The organism is Brachybacterium sillae (assembly GCF_025028335.1).
Lineage (GTDB): Bacteria > Actinomycetota > Actinomycetes > Actinomycetales > Dermabacteraceae > Brachybacterium > Brachybacterium sillae.
This window is the reverse complement of record NZ_JAFEUW010000001.1, coordinates 2,398,618-2,420,021: the sequence shown is the minus strand read 5'-3', so window position 1 is coordinate 2,420,021 and position 21,404 is coordinate 2,398,618. Positions and strand designations below refer to the sequence as shown.

The window sequence follows — 21,404 nt, the reverse complement described above, 5'->3', positions numbered from 1 at the left end:
GCATGCCCCCCGTGCCCGGGAATCGCCCGGTGATCCGCCCCGCCCGCGCCGAGGACGTCCCCTTCCTGTGGGAGATGCTCGACCATGCCGCGAACTGGAACACGATGCGTGCGCGCTCGGATGTGCGCACAGTCCCCGAACTGTCCCACTACGTGGAGGGGTGGACCCCAGACCAGGGTGGAGTGGTCGCCTCCCTCGGGGGTCGCGACGTCGGAGCCGCGTGGCTGCGGTATCTGCCGTTCACCGACCCCGGGTACGGGTATCTGGAGGAGGACGTCCCCGAGCTGACCATCGGCCTGGATCCAGTGGCCCGCGGCCGCGGGATCGGTCGGGCGCTTCTGCAGGCGCTGACCGATCAGGCGATCGAGCGGGGCGTGGAGCGGGTCAGCCTCAGTGTCGAACCGCAGAACACCACCGCGATGGTGCTGTACCTCTCGGAGGGCTTCACCCGCACCGGCATCGTCGTCGGCGGCAGCGACATCCTCGTCAAACGCCTGCGCGGCGCACCGAGCTGATCGCTGACCCCTGACTCTCTGTCGTCTGCCCACCGCTTCTGCCCCGCCGGCGACGGGCGGGGCCGAGGGGCACGCGGATCAGAGTTTGCGGGCGAGCACCGTGATGATGTGCCAGTGCTTCTTGCCGACCCAGGAGCGGCCGTCCTCGTCGCGCACCTCCCGGTGCAGCACGGAGAATCCGCGGAACATCTCGTCGATCTGCCGCTGATCCAGTGTGGCGATGTCGTCGCGATCGGCCCAGGTGTCGCGATCACCGAACAGGTCCACCGCGGCGATCCCCCCGGGTCGCAGGGCGTCGACCAGCCGCGGCCAGGTCTGCGCCAGACCCTCCGGGCCCAACATCGGCAGGGCATGGCCGGAATAGAGCACGTCCGCGGTCGGGAAGCGCTCCACGGTGGTGGCGTCGGTGTGATGGAAGCGGAGGGTCCCCGCCATGCGCTCGTTCTCCACCAGACGCGAGGCGAGGGTGTCATCGATGTCGTAGGCGTGCACCGTCCAGCCGTGCCGCACGAACTCCAGGGCGTCCGATCCACCGCCGGCGCCGATGTCCAGGGCCACGCGACCCGGCCGGTCCCCACCGGCCGCGGCGATCGCGCGGGAGATGATGCGGCGCGGCGGGCGCCCCGAGGCCGTGGCGTTGAACACGTGCCAGTCGATGCCCTCGGTCATGGTTGTCATGCTGCTAGCATGCCCGCTTTTCTTTAAGTTTTCAACCGTTATGGGTGGCTGTCCGCAGTCGGCGAACGCGTCCCGCGCATCACGGTTGGCCCCGGGCCATCCGCTCGAGGGGGCGGTCGACCGCGGGATGCGGGGCGGATCGACCCCTCGACGTGGGGGGGAGGGTCAGATGTCGAGGTCGACCACTGTGCCCAGGTGATCCGAAGCGGTGCGCATCCGCGCCGCGGGAACTCCCGGGGCGGAGCGCAGTGCCCGCGCCGTCCGCACCCTCAGGCCGGGGGTGACCAGCACCGCATCGATGCGACGCCGCGGCCGGGTTGCGGGGAAGGTGTGCTCCGTCGGTTCCGCAGGATCGCGCAGCACCTCGTCGAGGATCCGGCGGGCGGGCCCGTCGGCGGTCTCATTGAGATCCCCGCCCATCACCACCGGGCAGCCTGCGCGGCGCACGCGCTCCACCGCCTCACGGGCGTGGGTCACCCGGTTGTCCTGCTGCAGCGCCAGATGGATCGTCGAGACCATGAGCTGCCCACCACCGGGCACCGACAGACGCACGGCCGCGATCCCCCGCGGGTAGACCGCCTGGGGATCCGACAGCACCTGCGCCACCGGTTCCATGCCGCGGCGGACCACCCGCGCGGCCACATCGTCGGTGGCGAGGATCGCCAGACCGCGGCCGAAACGTCCCCCTGCAGCACCCGCAGGCCGACGCGCCGCGCGAACCGCTCCAACCGCATCTGCGGCAGCACCAGGCGCGGGGCCTCCTGCAGAAGCAGCACATCCGGGCGGACCGCTCGGACTGCCTCGACCAGGGCGTCGACGTCACCGCGCAGTTCGCACACGTTCCAGCTCAGCACCCGCAGGTGCCAGGGCGTGCGGGTCATCTCCCGGCCTCCTCGCTCTCGGGACCTCCGGGCGATGTCCTCGAGGTGCGCCCGGGGATGTCCTCGGCGTCGGCGGGCAGAGCCCGTTGCACCAGCGCCACCAGATCATCGGCGTCGTACCCGGGCCACCCGTGCAGGTCGCGGCGCCACTCCGGCGGCACCGCACCGGGGCCCACCGCGGCCCCGGCGAGGGACCCTGCGATGCAGCTGACGGTGTCGGTGTCGAACCCCGAGCGCACCGCGGCGTCCAGCACGTCCACCAGCCAGGCGCGCTGCGCGAAACGTCCCTCGGGAACGGGGCCGGCGCGATGGATCGCGGACCAGGCCGCCTGCAGCGCCCGCACCACCCACCCATTGCGTCCGAGCTCCGCGGGATCGGAGGCCTCCGCGCGGGCCAGACGCTCGCACCACACGTCCCGACGTTCCTCGGGCAGCCTTTCCAGGCCGCTGCGCACATCCAGACGGCCCGTCAGGATGGCCTCGCGCACCGCGAAACCCCACAGCACACAGGCCTCCTGCGCCTCGGGATCGGTGTGCGTGAGGCGACACAGCGCCAGCACCGACTCCTCGAGCACGTCATCCTCCGCGGCGAGCGCGGGCAGCACCCCGGCGTGGACCCGCAGCAGGGCACCGTTGCCACCGGAGCGGTCGAGCTGCTCATGCACCTCCTGCGCCGCGCAGCGCAGATCCGTCGCCGCGGGCACGGCGCGCCCGGACGCCGCGGCGAGCTCCCCGGAGCGCCGCATCACCGCAGAGGTCAGCACGCCGATGTCGGCGGCGCCGATGGACCAGGTGAACCATCCAGCGGCGATCGCATCCAGGACCGTCTCGTCGGTCAGGGGCCGCCCCGGGGCGTCCACGGCCGCGCGCAGCACCACCACCGCCAGCGCGGTGTCGTCGGTCCACTCCCCTTCGGCCCACCCGAGCAGGCCACCTCCGACCATGTCGACGTCGTCCGTCGCCGGGATCGGCGCCAGGAACTCGTAGGGCGCTCCGAGGGCGTCCCCGACGGCGGCCGCCAGGGCGCTGCCGATCGCACGCTCTCGCACGCCCCTCACTGAGCGCAGCGCATCCCCCGGGGGCACCACCACATCCATGCCTCCCATCGTCCCACGCCGGTAGTCTGGCGGTCGACGAAGGAGACCGTGTGACGACCCCTGCCCCCGAGACGACCGCCGCCTGCTGCAGCAGCGGTGATCCCCACGACCACAGCGGTCATGACCATCCGCGCACCGGCGCCGAGGTGGTGCGCGGCCTGGTGCGCGCCCTCAGCGTGGTCGCTCTGGTGCTTCCCGCCCTAGTGCTGGTGACGATGATGGCGGCCCTCGCCGCCACGCCGTCTTCCCCCGCGGTGCTGTTCATCGGCATCGCGCTGGGGGCGTTGCAGATCGCGGCGCTGGGCCTGTCCGCGGCGCTGCTGACCCGCGCCCCCGGTGTCCGGCCCGACGGGCTGCGGGTGCTGGTCACCCGCTCTGTCGTCGACGAGGTGTTGCGGCTGGCGGCGGTTCTGTTGGCGCTGGTGCTGTGGCCGACGGACGCCCGTGGCCCCCTCGGCCTGTGGGTGGGTGTCGGTGCAGCGACCGTGTGGGGCATCCTCGCGACCATCCAGACGGTCCTCACCCGCAAGCGGTTGGCACGGCCCTCTGCCTGGGGGGAGGAGACGGTGATGGCGATGCTCGCCGACCGCACCGGTGTCGCCCGGGTCGCGGCGATGCGCGTGGTCGACGTGGTGGCGGTGATCTGCTTCCAGCTGGGTGCGAGCGTGCTGGTCGCGACGGCCCCGGTGATGACCGTCGCCACGATCGTGCTGTCCCTCGGCTCGGGGCTGGCCACCCTGATCCTCCATCGCCACGCCCCGGCCGAGCGACCCGCCTCCCCCTGGGCCTGGGCGCCCGCGGCCATCGGCCTCCTGCTGCTGGTCCTGGCGCTGACCCTGCCCGCCGCCGGCGCCGGCGCCCTCTGATCGACACCCTCCCGTCTGAAGGACCCCACGCATGATCACCTCCGTCCCGACCCCCCGCTCCGGCCTCGACCTGTCCTGGTCGGATCCCTCCATCCGTCCCCAGGACGACCTGTTCGGATTCGTGAACGGCCGCTGGCTGCAGGAGTACGTCATGCCCGGGGACCGCGCCGCCGACGGGGAGTTCCGTCGGCTGCGTGACCTCTCAGAAGACCAGGTGCGCGTGCTCACCGAGGAGGCCGCCACCGAGGTCGAGGAAGCCCCCGATCCCTCCCGGCTCTCCCGCGACACGCTGCTGATCGGCACCCTGTACCGCTTGTTCATGGACGCCGAGGCCGTCGAGAACGCCGGGGCGGAGCCCCTCGAGCCGGTTCTCGCGCCGCTCCTGGCGGCAGAGGACCTGCCCGCCCTGGTGGCGCGCAGCGCCCACCCGGAGAGCGGCACCGGTCCCCTGCTGGCGTACGTCTGGATGGACGACGCCGACTCCTCCCGCTACCAGGTGAAGCTCCATCAGGGGGGCTTGGGCCTGCCCGATGAGTCCTATTACCGGGAGGACCGCTACGCGGAGGTCCGCGTGGAGTACGTGAAGCACCTGGCGGCGCTGGCACGCCTGGCGTCCCTGGAGGGCCGCGCAGGGATGCTGCCCGGGGATGCGGAGACCATCGCCGAGGCGGTGATGGACTTCGAGACCCAGCTGGCGGCCTGCCATGTCGACGTGGTGCGTCAGCGCGACCGCGAGAAGTCATACAACCCGCTGGATTCCGCAGGGCGCCGTGAGCTCGCCCCGCAGTTCCCCTGGGACGCCTTCGAGGAGGGCACCGGAGCGCCCACGGAGGCACTCGAGGTGATGTGCGTGAGCCAGCCGGAGTTCGTCACCCGCATGGCCCCGCTGCTGGCGGGCACCGACCTGGCGGTGTTGCGCTCCTGGCTGGTGCTGCACACCGTCGCCTCGTACTGCCCGTACCTGTCCTCAGAGTTCGTCGACCAGGACTTCGCCTTCACCGGCCGAGTGCTCTCCGGCGCGGAGGAACTGCGGGAGCGGTGGAAGCGCGGCGTCGGACTGGTCGAGGGGTCGCTCGGGTTCGCCGTCGGCCGCCTGTATGTGGACCGCCACTTCCCCGCCGAGCACAAGGAGCGGGTGGAGGCCCTGGTGGATGCACTGATCGACGCCTACCGGGCGTCCATCTCCCGCCGTGACTGGATGACGCCCGCCACCCGCGACCGCGCCCTGGACAAGCTGGCACTGTTCACCCCGAAGATCGGCTACCCGGAGAATCCCCGCGACTACGCGGAGCTCGACCTCACGGGCCTGGACCTGGTGGAGGCCGTGCGCGCCAGCCGTCGGGCCGACGCCGAGCACGAGTACTCCAAGGCGGGCCACCCGGTGGATCCGGCCGAGTGGCATATGACCCCGCAGACCGTCAACGCCTACTACAACCCCAGCGCCAACGAGATCGTGTTCCCCGCCGCGATCCTGCAGCCGCCGTTCTTCGACGCGGAGGCCGACGACGCCGTGAACTTCGGCGGCATCGGCGCGGTGATCGGCCACGAGATCGGCCACGGTTTCGACGACCAGGGCAGCAAGTACGACGGCAGGGGCAACCTCGTGTCGTGGTGGACCGCGGTGGACCGGGCCGAGTTCGAGGCCCGTGCCGCGAAACTCATCGACCAGTTCTCCGCGCTCTCCCCCCGTGATCTGGATCCGACGCACCATGTCAACGGCGCCCTGACGATCGGGGAGAACATCGGTGACCTCGGGGGGCTGTCGATCGCGGTGTCGGCGTACCTCGCCACCGCTGAGGATCCGCAGGCGAAGATCGACGGCTGGACCGGCCTGCAGCGCCTGTTCCTGTCGTGGGCGACGGTGTGGCGGGGGCGTAATCGTCCCCAGGAGGCCATCCGCCGGCTGGCGACCGACCCGCACTCCCCCCGGAGTTCCGCTGCAACATCCCGCCGCAGCACGTCCCCGAGTTCTACGAGGCCTTCGGGGTGACGGAGAGCGACGCCCTGTTCCTGCCGCCCGAGGCGCGCGTGGAGATCTGGTGACGCGTCGCCCGCGGGCGTCCTCCGATCGGACCGCCCACCAGGACATGCCCTTCTACGTCGGCGCCACCCGCCCCGGCGCCGTCGGCTGGACCCGCATCCTGCTCACCCTGGTGATGGGGGCGGTGCTGGTGGTGCTGCTGCTGGTGCGGCCGCTCACCCCGGGTCCGCTGATGCCGGTGATGGCGGCGCTGCTGTTCGTGGGGTATGCGCTGTGGACGTGGATGCGTCTGGCCACCCGGTTCATCGTCGACGGCCACGGGGTGACGGTCTCCTGGGGCGGGATGCTGCCGCAGCCGGTGTGGCCGCTGGAGGAGATGCGCACCGTGCAGCTGCGGGAGATCCCCGCGGAGACCCTCGGCGTGACCGTCGGTGGGGTCGGCTGGCGCCGCGGCCGGGTGATGTCCGGCGATCCCGGTGAGCGCCGACCGGTCGGTGACCGTCGCGTCTGGACCACCGGGCACACCCAGGACCCGTACGTCAGCCTCGTCACCCGCCCCGGCACCGCGGTGGAGATCATGGGCCGCGAGAACCGTCATTTCCTAATCACCCCCGTGGACGTCGACGCCACCGCCGCGGCGATCGACCAGGCGCTGCGCGCGCGCCGCTGACCGCACCACCCTCCCCTGCGCGGTAGGATCGGACGGTCATCCGCAGACAGGGGAGCACCATCGGGTGCTGAGAGTGCGCACAGGGCGCAGACCCTTCGAACCTGACCCGGTCAGCACCGGCGTAGGGAGTCGGGATACCTCCGGTGGAGCCATGCGCCCCACCGCCCTTCCGAACGGAAGGAGAGACGGCATGACGACCACCACCACCCCCACCGGCCGCGGTGAGGAGCTCGCCTCCCGCCCCCTCGCCCGCCACCGCACCGTCGACCTGATGGTCACCGTCGCGATCGGCGTGGCCTTCGGCATCGCGTTCCTCGGTTACGGCGCGCTGTACACCCTCCTCACCCCGCTCACCACCCTGTTCCCGCCGTCGGTGGGGATCCTCGCCGGGATCTGGTTCCTTCCGGCGGTGCTCGCGGGCCTCATCGTCCGACGCCCCGGCGCCGCCCTCCTGGCGGAGGTCATCGCCGCCGTGGTGGAGATGATGCTCGGAGCCCAGTGGGGGTGGGCCACCGTCGTGTCGGGCCTGATCCAGGGCGGCGGCGTGGAGCTCGTGTTCGCACTGACGGCGTACCGCCGGTTCCGACTGCCGGTGGCGATCGCCGCGGGCATGGTGGCCGCCGCCTTCGAGTGGGTGTACGAGCGGTTCTTCTACTACCAGGAGTTCTCCACCGCCGCCGGGTTGTGGCTGCTGCTGCTATTCCTCGTCTCCGGCGCGCTGCTCGCAGGTCTGCTCGGCTGGGGGCTCACCCGGGCGCTCGCGGCCACCGGCGCGTTGAACGCCTTCCCCCCGGGGCGTGAGCACGCCCGCGCCCACCGCGTCTGATCGCGCGGTTCCTGCCTGTGACCTCTTCCGTGCCGCCCGCCTCCCCGGCCCCGGTCCCACCCGTGGGGGAGCCCGCGGACCCGCCCGCGGGGCCCCTGCTGTGTGTGGACCATCTGCGGTGGACGCCGCTGGGCCGCTCCGCACCGACGCTCGACGACGTCACCGTGCGGATCGGAGCCGGTGAGCGGGTGCTGCTGGTCGGCGCCAGCGGCAGCGGCAAGAGCACCCTGCTGCGGGCGCTCGCCGGTCTTCTCGACCCGGAGGCCGGTGAGCTGAGCGGGCACGTGACCCCGCCTGGCCGTTCCGGGGCGTGTGCGCTGCTGCTGCAGAACCCCGCCCATGCGATGGTCGGGGCGACCGCCGCGCGGGACACGGCCTTCGGGCCCGAGAACCTGGCGCTGGGCCGCGCGGCCATCCAACAGCGCGTCACCGCGGCGCATGACGCCGCGGCGGTGGACCTCCCCGCCGATCGGGCTCCGGTGGATGCCTCCGGCGGGCAGCAGCAACGGCTGGCGCTGGCGGGTGCGCTCAGTCTGGAACCGGAGGCGCTGCTGCTCGACGAACCCACCGCGATGCTCGATGCGCCGACCGCCACCGCGGTGCGGCAGGCGGTCCTGGAGACCGTCGGCCCCCGCACCCTGGTGGTCGCCGACCATCACGCCGAGGCGTGGCTGCCGCAGGTGCACCGGGTGATCGTGCTGGGGCCGCAGGGCCGGGTCCTCGCCGACACCGACCCGGACACCGCCCGGGACCGGTACCCCGAGCTGCTCGGTCTGTCCGCCGCCCCCGCCGCGGAGGCCCTCAGGCGTTCCCTCTGCTCCCCCGGGACCCGCCCGGACGCCGGCGCCGCTGCGGGCCCGGTGGTGCTGCGGGCCCGGGGGCTTCGGGTCGCCCGCACCGCCCTCGACGGCCTGGACCTGACGCTGCACGCCGGTACCCTCACCGCGGTCACGGGCCCCAGCGGCGCCGGCAAGACCAGCCTGCTGCGGGTGCTGCTGGGATTGTCGCGACCGGCTCTCGGGAGCGTGGAGCGACCCACCCGGGTGGCGTTCGTGCCGCAGGATCCGGAGTCGTCGTTCGTCGCCCGCACCGTCGACGAGGAGGCCCGCGCGTCCGTCGGCGCCGACCCGGAGCTCGCGCAGCGTCTGCTGCGCACCACGGGGCTGGACGCTCTCGCGGCCGCGAACCCCTACACCCTCTCCGGTGGGGAGCAGCGCCGCCTCGCGATCGTCGCGGCGCTCGCCTCCCGGCCGCAGCTGCTGGTGCTCGACGAACCGACGGTGGGGCTGGATGATGCCCGCGCCCGCGACATCCTCGACCTTGTGGAGGAGGCGAGGGATTCCGGTGCCGCGGTGATCGCCGGCAGCCACGACCCGCGGTTGATCGACCGTGCCGGGCAGCAGGTCACGGTCCCCGCCCCGCCCCCGACCCCCGGGGCCGCTGACACCACCCTCCGGCCGGTGTCCCACCAGCCGTCCGCGCCCAGCGACCGCCTGAACCCCCTCACGGCGATCGTCATCGCCACGCTCAGCGCGGTCGGCTCCCTCGCCGTGGACACCTGGCAGATCGGTCTGCTGTCGCTGCTGCCGATGCTGCTGCTGGCGCCGCTGACGATCCGGACCCTGCGCGGCACCCTGCTGCGTCTGCTGCCCGCCGCGGTCGGGGCGCTCGGCCTCGCCTGGTCGACGATGCTGCTCAGCGACGCGACGCTGTTCTCCCCGCAGGCGTGGGCGGTGTCCGCGAAGGAGGGGCTGCGGATCTGGCTGTTCGTCGCCCCCGGGGTGTTGGCCCTGACCGGGATCGACCCGACCGCACTCGGTGACGCCCTCGGTGGGCGGCTGCGGTTGCCCGCCCGGCCCATCGCGGCGATGGTGGTGGGCCTCGTGCGGATCAGTCAGGTGCAGCGGCACTGGCTGACGATCACCCAGACCCGGGAGCTGCGGGGTCTGGGACCGCAGGTGCGGTGGCGGCACCCGTGGCGGTCCCTGCGTTCGACGATCGCGGCGCTCAGCGGCTCCACCCTCGCACTGCTGGTGCAGGAGATCCGTGGCGCCGAGCAGAGCGCCACCGCGATGGACGCCCGCGGGTTCGCGACCGCGCAGCGCCGCACCTGGGCGCTGCCGAGTCGGTTCACGGGCGCCGACGGGATCGGCCTCGCCGCCGGGATGCTGCTGATGGCCTGGCCGTTCGCGATGCGGGCCATCCTGGGCGGCTGACCGCCCCGGCAACACCCCGGGGTGCGGCACCGGGCACAGCACTCGCGCCGACGCCCCTACGCTGGAGGGCATGACCGACGACGACCCGGCCCTCGCCCTCGCCCAGCAGATGATGGACGCCGCCCGTCAGGGCGCCACCGCGCAGCTCACCCCGGTGCTGGACCAGGGGGCGCCGCTGGAGATGCGCGACTCCGCCGGCAACACCATGCTGATGCTCGCCGCGTACCACGGGCACGCCGGGCTGGTGGCGGAACTCGCCCGCCGCGGCGCCGATGTGGACGCCCTCAACGACCGTGGTCAGTCCCCCCTGGCCGGTGCGGTGTTCAAGGGCTTCACCGATGTGGTGGAGACGCTGGTCGCCGCCGGAGCGGATCCCGACGCCGGCGCGCCCTCGGCCCGTGACAGCGCCCGGTTCTTCTGCCGTGAGGAGATGCTGCGGCTGCTGGAGACGCCCGGCGCCTGAGGGGTCAGCGCGGTGGCGTGCCGGGGTGCTGGTACGTCATTGCGACATGCTCCAGGCTCGCCTCGAGGAACACCTCGCCGTGGCGGACGAAACCCTGCGCTGCATACCAGTCCTCCAGATACGCCTGGGCGTCGATCTCCACCGGCCACTGCGGATGCCGTTCCCGGGCCCGCTCCAGCGCCAGCCCCATGAGGCGCCGCGCGAGACCCTGATGCCGGTGATCGGCGCGGGTCGCGACCCGGCCGATGCGCACCTGTTCGCCCGGGCCCTCCAGGATCCGCAGATGCGCCACGGGTTCTCCGCCGGCGCTGATCCACAGCAGCTCCGAGCCGTCCTCGAGGTCCCGTCCGTCGAGGTCCGGGTCGGTGACCTGCTGCTCGGTGACGAACACGTCCTGCCGCAGGCGCAGCAGCCTGTACAGGGTCACCGGGTCGATATCCCCCACCCGGGCCCGATGCTCGACCAGCGAAGGCTCCCCCGCCTCGGGCCGATCCGCGGCGGCGCGGTGCGAGCGGGGCGCGGGCGGTTCGGTGACGTCGTGCTCCGCAGCAGACCGGGCATCAGAGGTGTCAGGGGTGGTGGGCATGGCTCGACCGTACATACCCGGCCCCGGTGTGGCACCTGTCCACCTGTCCGGCGCGAGGGAGGGGCGGTCACCGGGCGGTGAGACGCTCCATCGCCTGCGCCCAGGCGCGGACCATGGCGGGACCGCCGTGCCCCTCGTCCTCCACCACCACGAGGTCACTGCCCGGCCAGGCCCGATGCAGCTCCCAGGCGGTCAGCAGGGGGCCGGAGATGTCCCGCCGCCCGTGGATCAGCACCCCGGGGATGCCCGCGAGGCGGCCCATCCCACCGAGCAGTCCACTGCCGGGTGCGGCACCATGGGGCACGGCCCAATCGGCGACGAACCCGTCGTGCGCCCAGTAGTGCGTCACCAACCGCGCGAGGCACCTCTCCTGCTCCGTCACCGTCGGATGGGCCCCGGGCAGCGGCACCGGGTGGGTCCCGCCACCGCCGAGGCGGATGTGCTCCTCCTCCCAGGCGCACCAGGTGGCGGCCGCGGTGTCCACGAGCTCTGGATCGTCACTGAACACCATCCGGCGGTAGGCCTCGACCAGGCGCAGGCGCCCGTCGGACCGATCGGTGCGGTCGAATCCGGTGTGCTGCTCGGCGAGGGTGGCCAGGGCATCCCAGGTCTCGGGGAAGACGGCGCCGATGTCCTCGGTGATCCAGTCGACCTCCCGCCGGAACGTGCTGGTGACGGCGAACAGGACGATGCCGAGCACACGCTCGGGATGCCGCTGGGCATAGGCGAGGGCGAGGGTGGAGCCCCAGGAGACCCCCTGGAGGATCCACGCCTCGATGTCCAGGTGCTCCCGCAGCGCCTCCAGGTCCGCCACCAGTGCTCCATGGTGAAGGCCGAGGGGTCCGGGGCGTGGGTCCGACCGGCCTCCGGGAGGCTCCCCGGGCTGCCGCGCTGGGCGAGGGCGATCATGCGGGTGCGCTCCGCGGGAGAGTTGCGCCGGTGCCCGGCGGTGAGGCGCCCGCCGGGGCCGCCGTGCAGATACACCGCGGGCACCCCGTCAGGCGCTCCGGCCTCCTCCCACAGGATGCGGTGGCCGTCCGACACGGGGAGCATGCCGCGGGCCGTCACCGGGGGTGGGTCCCCGATCCTCGGGGTTCCCCCGGCGGAGCCGACCGCGGAATGGGTACTCACTCCAGTGCCCAGGCGTCGGCGGGATGCTCGCGGGACCAGGGGGAACGGCGTGTGCGGACCCGCTGGCAGCGCGGACACCAGTAGACGGTGCGCCCCGCCATCGCTGACGAGCGGACGGGAGTGTGACACAGGCGGCACGGCAGCGTCTGCCGGTGGTACACGTAGAACGCCTGCTCGCGGGGGACGGCGGCGGGATCGTCATCGCCGTTCTGGCGGGCGCCACCGGGCCGCTCCATAAGGCGCGCCTCGAGGTGACGGTGCTCCACCTGGGTGGTGACGATCCGTCCGGTGCGCTCCCCGTACCGGATCAGCGGCACCAGGTCCTCCCACAGGCCCTCGACGAGGCCGGCGGTGAGGTCCCGGCCGGGCACCCACGGGTCCACGCGGGCGCGGAACAGCAGCTCGGCCCGGTAGATGTTGCCGATGCCCGCCACCACCGCCTGGTCCATCAGCAGTTGACCGATGGGGGTGCGGGAGCGACGCACCCGCTCCACGAACACCCTCGACTCCGCATCGCCCCGCAGGGGATCGGGGCCGAGGCGCTGGAGCAGGGCTGTGCGACCGGCCGCATCGATGACCTCGCAGGCCGTGGGGCCGGTCAGGTCCGCGAGCGCCCGTTCGCCGAGGATCCGCAGCCGCACCTGACCGCGCGGAGGGGTCTGCCGCCAGTCCCCCGGGGCGGAGGTGTCGGTGACGGCCTGCTCCCGCTCCCCGACCCGCACCCGCGGGGCACCGATCGCGTGCGCGAGCGCGGAGCCCTGCCCGCCGACGTCAGGATCTCCTGCGAAGGTCCACGAGCCGTACAGCCCGAGGTGCACGTGGATCATCAGCGCCGAGTCCGAGCCCTCGGGGGCGTCGGGGACGGGCGCCAGATGCAGCAGCAGGTGCTTGCCGGCCGCTTCGACATCGGTGAGCCACCATCCGTCCAGGCACGCGGCATCGGCGGCGAACCTCCCCTGGGGGCTGCTCAGCCGCACCCGCTGCCCGGCGAAGACCTCACGGAAGGTGCGGGCGAGGCGGTGGACGGTGTGGCCCTCCGGCATCAGGCGGGAGCGCCGGAGGCGTCGTCCGCCGCGTAGCCGCCGGTGCGCTCGTACCGCGCCACCAGATCGATGCGTCGCTGGTGCCGCTCGTCCCCGCTGAACGGCTCCGCCAGGAACACGTCGATGAGGTGCTCCAGCTCCTCCTCGGAGTGCTGGCGGGCGCCCACGGAGATGACGTTGGCATCGTTGTGCTCCCGGGCCAGGCGGGCGGTGTCCTCATTCCAGACCAGGGCGGCGCGCACCCCCGGCACCTTGTTCGCGGCGATCTGCTCGCCGTTGCCGCTGCCGCCGATGACGATCCCGAGGGACCCGGGCCGGGCGACGACGGCCTCCCCGACCGCGGTGCAGAACGGCGGGTAGTCATCCAGGGCGTCGTACTCGTGGGCACCGTGGTCGGTGACCTCATGGCCCTTCGCGGTGAGGGAGTCGACGAGGCGGTTCTTCAGCTCGAAACCGGCGTGATCGGTGCCGATATGGATCTGCACAGGAGCGTCCTTTCGCGGGGGTGCGGCACGGGGTCAGGAGAAGTCGATACCGCCGGTGCGGCTGCGCTTGATCTCGTAGAAGCCCTCGGTCTCGGCGAGGGTCGCGAGGGCATCGAGCAGCTTCCCCGCGGCCTCCCCCTTGGGGGCCGGGGAGATGACGGGGCCGAAATAGGCGGTGCCGGCACCGAAGGAGATGACCGGGGTACCGACCTCATCACCCACCAGGTCGATCGCCCCCTGGTGGGAGGCGCGCAGCGCGCGGTCCGTCTCATCACCGGCAACGTTCTCGTACACCTCGAGGGCCTCCGTGCCGACCCCGCTGGCGGCCACGGCATGCTCCGTGGCGGCGCGACGGTCGTGGGAGCCGCCGACGTGGTAGTGCTCACCGAAGGCGGTGTAGTAGGCGGAGAGGGCGTCCTGCCCTCCCAGCTGTTCCACCCGGATCGCCACCCGGGCCGGCCCCCAGGACTGGTCCATCGCCGCGCGGTACCCGGGGTCGAGATCGCGGCCCTCGTTGAGGACGGACAGCGACATCACGCGGAAACGGGGCTCCACGTCGCGCACCCGGGCGGCCTCCAGCAGCCAGCGACTGGTCATCCAGGCGAAGGGGCAGGTGGGGTCGAAGAACAGGTCGACACGGCGGGCGGTCATCTCTGGTGCTCTCCTTCTGTCCGGGTCCGGCTGTCAATGTCTGGTGGTCCCACGCGGCGGGGCCCGGGAGGTCCGGGACGCCACGGGGTGACGCTGCCATTCTGGCACCCCCGCCCGACACCGGACCCGGCCGGGGGCGCAGCTCCGCTGGCCCTCCCCCGTCGACCGCGGGCGGGGACCGGCTATGACGGGTGCGCACGGAAAACGCTTGCCCCGCCGGGTCGGGTGGGTTGGGATATGCGGGTGCCCTCCCCCGACTCCCCTGCGCTCCCCACCGCATCCCCCGCCGCGATCACCTCCCCCGACACCCCGCGCGGTGCACCTCCCGGCGTGCTGCGCGAACTGCTGCGCCGCCATCCGCGGATCCTCCTCGTGGCTCTTCCCGCCTCCGTGCTGTCCGAAGGCAACGAACTGCTGATCCCGATCCTGCTGGGGTACGTGATCGACGCCGGTATCGTCGCCGCCGATCCGCGCGCCCTGCTGTGGGGCATCGTGCTGCTGGTGGGGATGCGTCTGGTGGGGCTGGCGTGCTGGGCCACGGGGTTCCGCATCGTCCAGCGGGCGCGGATGACGGAGCGTCACCGACTGCGGGTGCAGGTCACCGCGGCGGTGCTGGATCCGAGCTCGCGCCCGCTGGAGCGACCCGCCGGTGAGGTGCTGTCGATCGCCACCTCCGATGCCGACAAGGCCTCCGACGTGTTCGAGGTGCTCGGTTGGGCCATCCCGGGGAGCCTCGCGGTGATCGGGGCGGGAGTGTGGCTGACCTGGGTGGACCCGGTGCTCGGCCTGACGCTGCTGGTGGGCCTGGCGGCGATGGTGGTCATGGTGCGGGTGGTCACACCGGTGCTGTCAGACCGTTACGACCGGCAGCAGTCCCGGGCAGCCGACGCCGCGGCGACCGCCACCGACCTGGTGCACGGCCTGCGGGTGCTGCAGGGCCTGGGGGTGCAGGCCCGCGCCCGCGCCCAGTACCGCGCCCGCTCCCGCACCGCCCTCGACGCCGCTCTGGTGAACGCCCGGTTCTCCGGAGTCGCCACCGGGCTCACGACGATCATCACCTCGGTGACGCTCGCGGCGGTGGTGCTGATCGCGGCGCAGCGCGCCCTCGACGGGCAGCTGTCCCTGGGCACGCTGATCGCGGTCGCCGCGGTGCTGCGCGCCATCATGGGTTTCCTCCACGGTCTGTCCGAGGTGCCGACATGGTGGGCGGGCGTGTCGACCTCGGCCCGTCGCGTGCGGGATCTGCTGGCGGATCTCGGCCGGCGCGTCGACGACCTCGGCGGCCTGGAGAGCGGCGCGAGCGCACCCGCCCCGCGACGCCCGGGAACCGGCGGTCTGACGATCCCGGTGGCCGGCCACCCGGTGCATATCGCCGACGGCGAGGTGGTCGCGCTGGTCGCCCCGGATCCCTCGGTGGTCGATGACGTCCTCGCGGCGCTGCAGGGCGGCGGCGGAGCGACCCTCGGTGACCGCCCGATCGCCGCGGTGGATCTGACCGAGCTGCGGAGGGACCTGCTCGTCGAACCCCATGCGGTGGACCTGTTCGACGGCACCCTGCGCGACCAGCTGGCCACGCGCGCCCCGGCCGGGACCGCCCGCGACGGCTCCGACGACGAGTGGGCCCGGCAGGCTCTGCATGCCGCCGGGGCCGAGGACCTGCTGGAGATCCTCCCCGACGGATTCGACACCCGCATCCTCGACCGCGGGGCGAATCTCTCCGGCGGTCAGCGCCAGCGCATCGCCCTGGCCCGCGCGGTCGCCGCGGACCCGCCGGTTCTGGTGCTGCAGGATCCGACCACCGCGGTCGACGCCGTCACCGAGGCCCATATCGCCGAGGCGCTGGTCGCGGTGCGACGCCGTCCCGACCGGGCGACCCTCCTGCTCACCCGCGCCCCGGCGCTGCTGCGCGCTGCCGACCGGGTGGTGCTGGCCACGCCCGCGGGCCCCCTCCCCGGCTCCCACACCGACCTGCTGGAACGACCCGACTACGCCGAGGCGGTGCACCGATGAGCGTGCAGCTCGACCGGGAACTCGACGAGATCCTCTCCGCAGACGCGACGGCGCAGCGCCAGTTGGATCAGCACGCCGCCCTGCTGCCGATCGCCGATGGTCGCACCACCTCCCACCACCTGCTGGGGGAGTTGCGACGCCGCTGGCTGCATGCGGTCGCGACGGTCCTGACGATGGCGGCGTCGGCCGCCTGCACCGCCATGCTGCCGCGGCTGATCGGCCGCAGTGTCGACACGGTCGTCGCCGGCGGGTCGGCGCGGGAGCTGTGGATGATCGCCGTCTGGACCGTCGTGTACGGCGTCCTCGGCGCGGCACTCGGTGCTCTCGGCTTCGCGCTGGTGAGCGCCCTGGGGCAGCGGATCCTCGCGGGCATGCGCGAGGAGGTCATCGACCGGGCCCTCGACCTGCCCGCCCAGACCCTGGAGCGCTCCGGGATCGGCGATGCCCTCTCCCGCGTCGCCGACGACGTGGATGTCACCGCCCGTGCTGTGAACAACATCGTGCCGTTCCTGGTGCAGACGGTGATCATGGTCGTGGTGACCCTGGCCTCGATGATCCTGCTCAGCCCCTGGCTGCTGCTGGTGCTCGTGCCGGTGCTGCCGATGTATGCCGTGGCGGGCCGCTGGTACCTGCGGCGCACCGGCCCGATCTATCGCACCGAACGCGTGGCGATGGGTGCCCGCGCGCAGGGTCTGCTGTCGGCGATCCACGGCACTCCCACCGTGCACGCCTACGGCATCGAACGGCGCGAGACCGAGCATGTGGCGGTGCTGTCGCAGGCCGCCGCCGCCCTGGGGTGGCGGGTGATGCGGCTGGTCGTGCGGGTGTGCCTGATCCTCGCGATCCCCGAGAACCTGGCGCTGGTGCTCGTGCTCCTGGCCGGGTACCTGCTGGTGAACGTCGCGGATCAGCCCGTCGGCACCGCGGCTGCGGCCGGGGTGTACCTGCTGAGCCTCATGTGGCCGATGCTGATGGTGATCTTCTCGCTGGACGATGTGCAGTCGGCCGCGGCGAGCCTCACCCGCATGGTCGGGGTGATCCGGTCGATCCCCACCGCCACCTCCCCCGGGTCCCTGGTCCCGGTGGATGGGTCCCTGCGCCTGGAAGGGGTCTCCCACGCCTACGGCACCCGTGCCGACGGTAGTGAGCACGTGGTGCTGCAACCGCTGGATCTGCACGTCCCCGAGGGTTCGACACTCGCCCTGGTGGGGGCCTCCGGCGCCGGGAAGTCGACCCTGGCGAGCATCCTCGCCGGGACCCTCACGCCCCGGCACGGTCGGGTGCTGCACGGCGGTGCCGACCTCACCCGGGGTGATCTGGAGGCCCTGCGGGCGAACGCCAGCATCGTCAACCAGGACGTCCACGTCTTCCGCGGCACCCTCGCCGAGGACCTGCGCCTGGCACGTCCCGACGCCACCGAGGACGAGCTGCTCGCGGCCCTCGACCTGGTGGGCGCGCGGGGCTGGGCGCAGCGCCTGCCGAAGGGCCTCGAGACGGAGGTCGGGGAGAAGGGCGAGAGGTTGACGGCCGAGCAGTCGCAGCAACTGGCGCTGGCCCGCATCGCCCTGCAGGATCCACGGGTGCTGGTGCTGGACGAGGCCACCGCCGACGAGGGCTCCGCGGGAGCACGGACCCTGGAACGGGCGGCGCTGGCGGTGTCGGCCGGACGGACCACGGTGATCGTGGCCCACCGCCTCTCGCAGGCGCGGCAGGCCGACCGGATCCTGGTGATGGAGCAGGGCCGCGTCGTCGAGGACGGCAGCCACGAGGAGCTGGTGGCACGCGGTGGCAGCTACGCCCGTCTGTGGTCGGCATGGGAGGGGTGAGGCCCCCGATGGTCGTGGGCCTGAACCGCGCCTGAGCGCCGGGCGGGACACCCCGGGGTATGGTCGAGGCATACACCTTGCCCCCCGCGGGAGCACTACCGTCCCCTGCCGGTCGGCCGGACGGCGCCGGGACGGCCGCGGGGCCTACCCCGGCCGGGACGAGACCATGCACAGCTCTGCGCGATGGTCACCTGGGGATCAGGTGACCTGGACCTACTACACCCCTCAACACTCCACCCGCACCGTCCGACCCGGCACGGTGGTGCTCGACGACGACCGCGGCATCGTGGTGTGGATCGCCCCCGGCACCGAGGTCCTGCTGCCGGTGCTCCCCAACGGCGCGGCCCTGCGACGCGCCGGGGACGAGGGCATGTTCACCGAACGCCGTGTCCAGTCCAAACAGCTGTGGACCGGCAACGGCATCCTCATGATCGGTCTGCCCGACACCCCGTACTCGGTGTGGCTGTTCTACAAGGACGACGGCTCCCTCGGTTGCTACTACGTCAACCTCGAGACACCGTACGAGCGCACGGAGGAGGGCGTGCGGACCCGCGATCACGTGCTCGACCTGGTGGTGCTGCCTCGGCGGGACTGGCACTACAAGGACGAGGACGAACTCGAGGGCGCCGAGCGCGTGGGGTACTTCGATGCCGAGGAGGTCGCCGCGATCCGTGAGGCCGGCCGCCTCGCCGTCGACCACATCTCCCGCTGGACCTACCCCTTCGGCGCCGGGTTCGAGCATTTCTTCCCGGACCCGTCCTGGGGCATCCCGCCACTGCCCGCGCACTACAGCTGGGACCTGGACCTGACGCACCGCTGATCCCGGGGCGGACCCGGCACTGCACCGGCGCTGATCCGGGTGTCGGGGACTCTGCTTGGATAGTGGCATGTCCACCGAGAACCTCACGCGCGACGAAGCCCGAGAGCGGGCGTCCTTCCTCAGCACCCAGGCCTACGACGTCCGACTGGACCTCACCACCGGCCCCACCACCTTCCGCACCGAGACCACGATCCGCTTCACCTCCACCGAGGCCCGCGGCACCTTCGTGGATCTGCTGGCCCCCGCGGTGCACGAGATCGAGCTCAACGGTGAGCTGCTGGAGGATCCGGCGTCCCGCTTCGACGGCGCCCGGGTGACGCTGCCCGAGCTGGTCGTCGGCCCGAACGAGGTGCGCATCCTCGCCGATGGCGCCTACACCAACACCGGTGAGGGCCTGCACCGCTTCGTCGACCCCGTCGACGACGAGGTCTACCTGTACACCCAGTTCGAGGTCTCCGACGCCCGCCGCATGTTCGCGTGCTTCGAGCAGCCCGACCTCAAGGCCACCTTCCAGTTCACCGTCACCGCACCGGAGCACTGGCGCGTCATCTCCAACTCCCCCACCCCGCAGCCCGTGCCGGTCGAGGGTCGCGACGGCGTCGCCACCTGGGAGTTCGCCCCCACGGAGACGCTCTCCACGTACCTCACCGCCCTGATCGCCGGGAAGTACGAGGGCGGGGAGGGCACCATCCGCACCCGCGACGGCCGCGACATCCCCGCCGGGGTGTACGCCCGCGCCTCCCTCGCACAGCACCTCGATGTGGAGCCGATCCTCGCCGTCACCCGCGCCGGTTTCGAGTTCTACGAGAAGGCCTTCGACTGCGACTACCCGTTCCCCAAGTACGACCAGGTGTTCGTGCCGGAGTACAACATGGGCGCGATGGAGCACCCGGGGGCCGTCACCTTCGTCGAGTCGTACGTCTTCCGCTCCGATGTCTCCGACGCCGTGCGGGAGCGCCGCGACCTCACGATCCTCCACGAGCTCGCCCACATGTGGTTCGGCGATCTGGTCACCATGCGCTGGTGGGACGACCTGTGGCTGAACGAGTCCTTCGCGGAGTACGCCTCCACCCTGTGCTCGGCCGAGGCGACCCGCTGGACCAACGCGTGGACCACCTTCGCCGGATCCGAGAAGGCCTGGGCGTACCGCCAGGACCAGCTGCCCTCCACCCACCCGATCGTCGCGGACATGGTCGACTTCGACGCCGTGGAGACGAACTTCGACGGCATCACCTACGCCAAGGGCGCCTCCGTGCTGCGGCAGCTCGTCGCGTACGTCGGCCAGGACGCGTTCTTCGAGGGCCTGCGGGCGTACTTCCGCAAGCATGCCTGGGGGAACACGGAGCTGGGTGACCTGCTCACCGAGCTGGAGGCCACCAGCGGTCGCGACCTGCGGACCTGGTCGGCCCTGTGGCTGGAGAAGGCCGGCGTGACGCTGCTGCGCCCGATCGTCGAGAAGGACGGTGACGGTGCCATCACCCGGTTCGCCATCGCCCAGGAGGCCCCGGCCGATTACCCGACGCTGCGCCCGCACCGTCTGCGCGTGGGCGGGTTCCGTCTGCAGGACGGTGCCCTGCGCCGCACCACCCAGGTGGAGATCGACGTCGACGGTGACCTCACGGAGGTCCCGCAGCTGCAGGGTGAGAGCGCCGACCTGTGGCTGGTCAACGACGACGACCTCACCTACGCGAAGGTCCGCCTGGATGAGGACTCGCTGCGCGTGGCGATGGAACACCTGCGTGACCTGGACGACTCCCTGGCCCGCACCCTGCTGTGGTCGGCCGCGTGGGACATGACCCGTGACGGTGAGATGCCCAGCCGCGACTTCCACGCGCTGCTACTGGCGAACCTCACCGGGGAGCACGAGTCCAGCGTCGTGCGGAACCTGCTCTCCCAGCTGCTTGCCGTCACGACCCGCTTCGCCGCCCCGCAGGATCGGGCCGAGCGCACCCGTGCCACCGCCGATGCCCTGTGGTCCCTCACCCAGGGGGCCGAGGCCGGATCCGATACCCAGCTGCAGCTGGTGGAGGCCTTCGCGCGCCTGGCGAGCACCCCGGACCATGCCCGCACGCTGCAGGGCCTGCTCGACGGCACTCAGGAGCTGGCCGGCCGCAGCATCGACACCGATCTGCGCTGGAAGCTGGTGACGGCACTGGCGTCCCTCGGGGAGGCCGACGACGCCGCGATCGCCGCGACCCTCGCGCAGGACGACACCCAGTCCGGCCGCAAGGCCGCCCTCACGGCCCGCGCGGCCCGTCCCACCGCAGACGCGAAGGCCGAGGCATGGCGCGTGACCGTCGAGGAGGACACCCTCGCCAACGAGTCCATCACCGCCGTGGTGCAGGGTTTCTGGCGGGTCCAGGACCGCGAGCTCGTCGGCCGGTACGAGGAGACGTACTTCGCGATGCTCGACCAGGTGTGGGCGAACCGCTCCAATGAGATCGCGAACCGGCTGATCCAGGGGTACTTCCCGATGGAGTTCCCGAGTCAGGAGGTCGTGGAGCGCGCTGACCGCTGGCTGGCGGAGCACCCGCAGGCCCCGCTGGGCCTGCGCCGCCCGGTGATGGAGGGCCGCGACGACACCGCCCGCGCCCTGCGCGTCCAGGAGGCCGACGTCACCCGCTGACGGTGAGGGCGCCCCCGGCTGGTTAGCCTCGAC

18 protein-coding genes, 1 pseudogene and 1 riboswitch are annotated in these 21,404 nt (G+C 72.5%); of the genes and pseudogenes, 11 read left to right on the top strand and 8 right to left on the bottom strand.

The features are described 5' to 3' along the window. Positions 1-2 precede the first annotated feature (2 nt). The gene (locus tag JSY14_RS11155) at positions 3-515 is read left to right on the top strand and encodes a GNAT family N-acetyltransferase (protein ID WP_259559124.1); all 513 of its coding nucleotides are present in this window, start codon (positions 3-5) and stop codon (positions 513-515) included. A gap of 78 nt (positions 516-593) precedes the next feature. Here the strand turns inward: JSY14_RS11155 and JSY14_RS11150 are convergent, their stop codons facing one another. From JSY14_RS11150 to JSY14_RS11140, 3 genes are all read right to left on the bottom strand, one after another. Next, positions 594-1,184: a class I SAM-dependent methyltransferase gene (locus tag JSY14_RS11150; RefSeq protein WP_259559122.1), complete on the bottom strand. Its 591-nt coding sequence runs from the start codon at positions 1,182-1,184 to the stop codon at positions 594-596. Between the two features lie 174 nt (positions 1,185-1,358). Continuing rightward, entirely contained in the window at positions 1,359-1,835 is a 477-nt protein-coding gene (locus JSY14_RS11145; protein ID WP_259559119.1) for an endonuclease/exonuclease/phosphatase family protein, read from the bottom strand. Between the two features lie 235 nt (positions 1,836-2,070). Then, positions 2,071-3,180 carry an ADP-ribosylglycohydrolase family protein gene (locus JSY14_RS11140; protein ID WP_259559116.1) on the bottom strand — a complete coding sequence of 370 codons (1,110 nt, stop codon included), beginning with the start codon at positions 3,178-3,180 and terminating at the stop codon, positions 2,071-2,073. Between the two features lie 41 nt (positions 3,181-3,221). On the opposite strand from JSY14_RS11140, the gene JSY14_RS11135 reads away from it, so the two are divergent. The 6 genes and pseudogenes from JSY14_RS11135 (at position 3,222) to JSY14_RS11110 (ending at position 10,193) form a co-directional block, all read left to right on the top strand. Further along, entirely contained in the window at positions 3,222-4,037 is an 816-nt protein-coding gene (locus tag JSY14_RS11135) for a hypothetical protein (RefSeq protein WP_259559115.1), read from the top strand. A gap of 31 nt (positions 4,038-4,068) precedes the next feature. After that, positions 4,069-6,080, top strand: a pseudogene (locus tag JSY14_RS11130) (M13 family metallopeptidase). Continuing rightward, the gene (locus JSY14_RS11125; RefSeq protein WP_259559113.1) at positions 6,077-6,688 is read left to right on the top strand and encodes a hypothetical protein; all 612 of its coding nucleotides are present in this window, start codon (positions 6,077-6,079) and stop codon (positions 6,686-6,688) included. The pseudogene JSY14_RS11130 and the gene JSY14_RS11125 overlap by 4 nt, the downstream one beginning before the upstream one ends. A gap of 38 nt (positions 6,689-6,726) precedes the next feature. After that, positions 6,727-6,833: riboswitch (TPP riboswitch) on the top strand. A 45-nt stretch (positions 6,834-6,878) separates the two neighbouring features. Beyond that, the gene (locus JSY14_RS11120) at positions 6,879-7,514 is read left to right on the top strand and encodes an ECF transporter S component (RefSeq protein WP_259559111.1); all 636 of its coding nucleotides are present in this window, start codon (positions 6,879-6,881) and stop codon (positions 7,512-7,514) included. Between the two features lie 17 nt (positions 7,515-7,531). After that, positions 7,532-9,730, top strand: a complete 2,199-nt coding sequence (locus JSY14_RS11115) for an ATP-binding cassette domain-containing protein (protein ID WP_259559109.1) — start codon at positions 7,532-7,534, stop codon at positions 9,728-9,730. A 70-nt stretch (positions 9,731-9,800) separates the two neighbouring features. Then, positions 9,801-10,193 (top strand): ankyrin repeat domain-containing protein, encoded by a 393-nt coding sequence (locus tag JSY14_RS11110; protein WP_259559106.1) that lies wholly within the window; start codon positions 9,801-9,803, stop codon positions 10,191-10,193. A 4-nt stretch (positions 10,194-10,197) separates the two neighbouring features. On the opposite strand, the gene JSY14_RS11105 is transcribed toward JSY14_RS11110, so the two are convergent. From JSY14_RS11105 to JSY14_RS11085, 5 genes are all read right to left on the bottom strand, one after another. Next, the gene (locus JSY14_RS11105; RefSeq protein WP_259559104.1) at positions 10,198-10,779 is read right to left on the bottom strand and encodes a GNAT family N-acetyltransferase; all 582 of its coding nucleotides are present in this window, start codon (positions 10,777-10,779) and stop codon (positions 10,198-10,200) included. A 67-nt stretch (positions 10,780-10,846) separates the two neighbouring features. Then, on the bottom strand, positions 10,847-11,593 hold the full coding sequence (locus JSY14_RS11100) for an alpha/beta fold hydrolase (protein WP_259559101.1): 747 nt from the start codon (positions 11,591-11,593) through the stop codon (positions 10,847-10,849). A gap of 313 nt (positions 11,594-11,906) precedes the next feature. Beyond that, positions 11,907-12,953, bottom strand: a complete 1,047-nt coding sequence (locus tag JSY14_RS11095) for an Fpg/Nei family DNA glycosylase (protein ID WP_259559099.1) — start codon at positions 12,951-12,953, stop codon at positions 11,907-11,909. Further along, on the bottom strand, positions 12,953-13,438 hold the full coding sequence (locus JSY14_RS11090) for a ribose-5-phosphate isomerase (RefSeq protein ID WP_259559096.1): 486 nt from the start codon (positions 13,436-13,438) through the stop codon (positions 12,953-12,955). Before JSY14_RS11090 ends, JSY14_RS11095 begins: the two co-directional genes overlap by 1 nt. 33 nt (positions 13,439-13,471) lie before the next feature. Continuing rightward, complete coding sequence (locus JSY14_RS11085; protein ID WP_259559093.1) at positions 13,472-14,089, bottom strand: DsbA family protein; 618 nt, start codon at positions 14,087-14,089, stop codon at positions 13,472-13,474. 243 nt (positions 14,090-14,332) lie between these two features. On the opposite strand from JSY14_RS11085, the gene JSY14_RS11080 reads away from it, so the two are divergent. The 4 genes from JSY14_RS11080 to pepN all read left to right on the top strand — a co-directional run bounded on the left by JSY14_RS11080 (position 14,333) and on the right by pepN (position 21,371). Then, entirely contained in the window at positions 14,333-16,099 is a 1,767-nt protein-coding gene (locus tag JSY14_RS11080) for an ABC transporter transmembrane domain-containing protein (protein WP_259559091.1), read from the top strand. After that, positions 16,096-17,925, top strand: a complete 1,830-nt coding sequence (locus tag JSY14_RS11075; RefSeq protein ID WP_259559083.1) for an ABC transporter ATP-binding protein — start codon at positions 16,096-16,098, stop codon at positions 17,923-17,925. The genes JSY14_RS11080 and JSY14_RS11075 overlap by 4 nt, the downstream gene beginning before the upstream one ends. 202 nt (positions 17,926-18,127) lie before the next feature. Beyond that, positions 18,128-18,745 (top strand): ribonuclease FAU-1 family protein, encoded by a 618-nt coding sequence (locus tag JSY14_RS11070; RefSeq protein ID WP_259559082.1) that lies wholly within the window; start codon positions 18,128-18,130, stop codon positions 18,743-18,745. Between the two features lie 67 nt (positions 18,746-18,812). Further along, a complete protein-coding gene (gene pepN / locus JSY14_RS11065; protein ID WP_259559081.1) occupies positions 18,813-21,371 on the top strand; it encodes an aminopeptidase N in 2,559 nt (852 codons plus the stop codon). Positions 21,372-21,404: the final 33 nt, after the last annotated feature.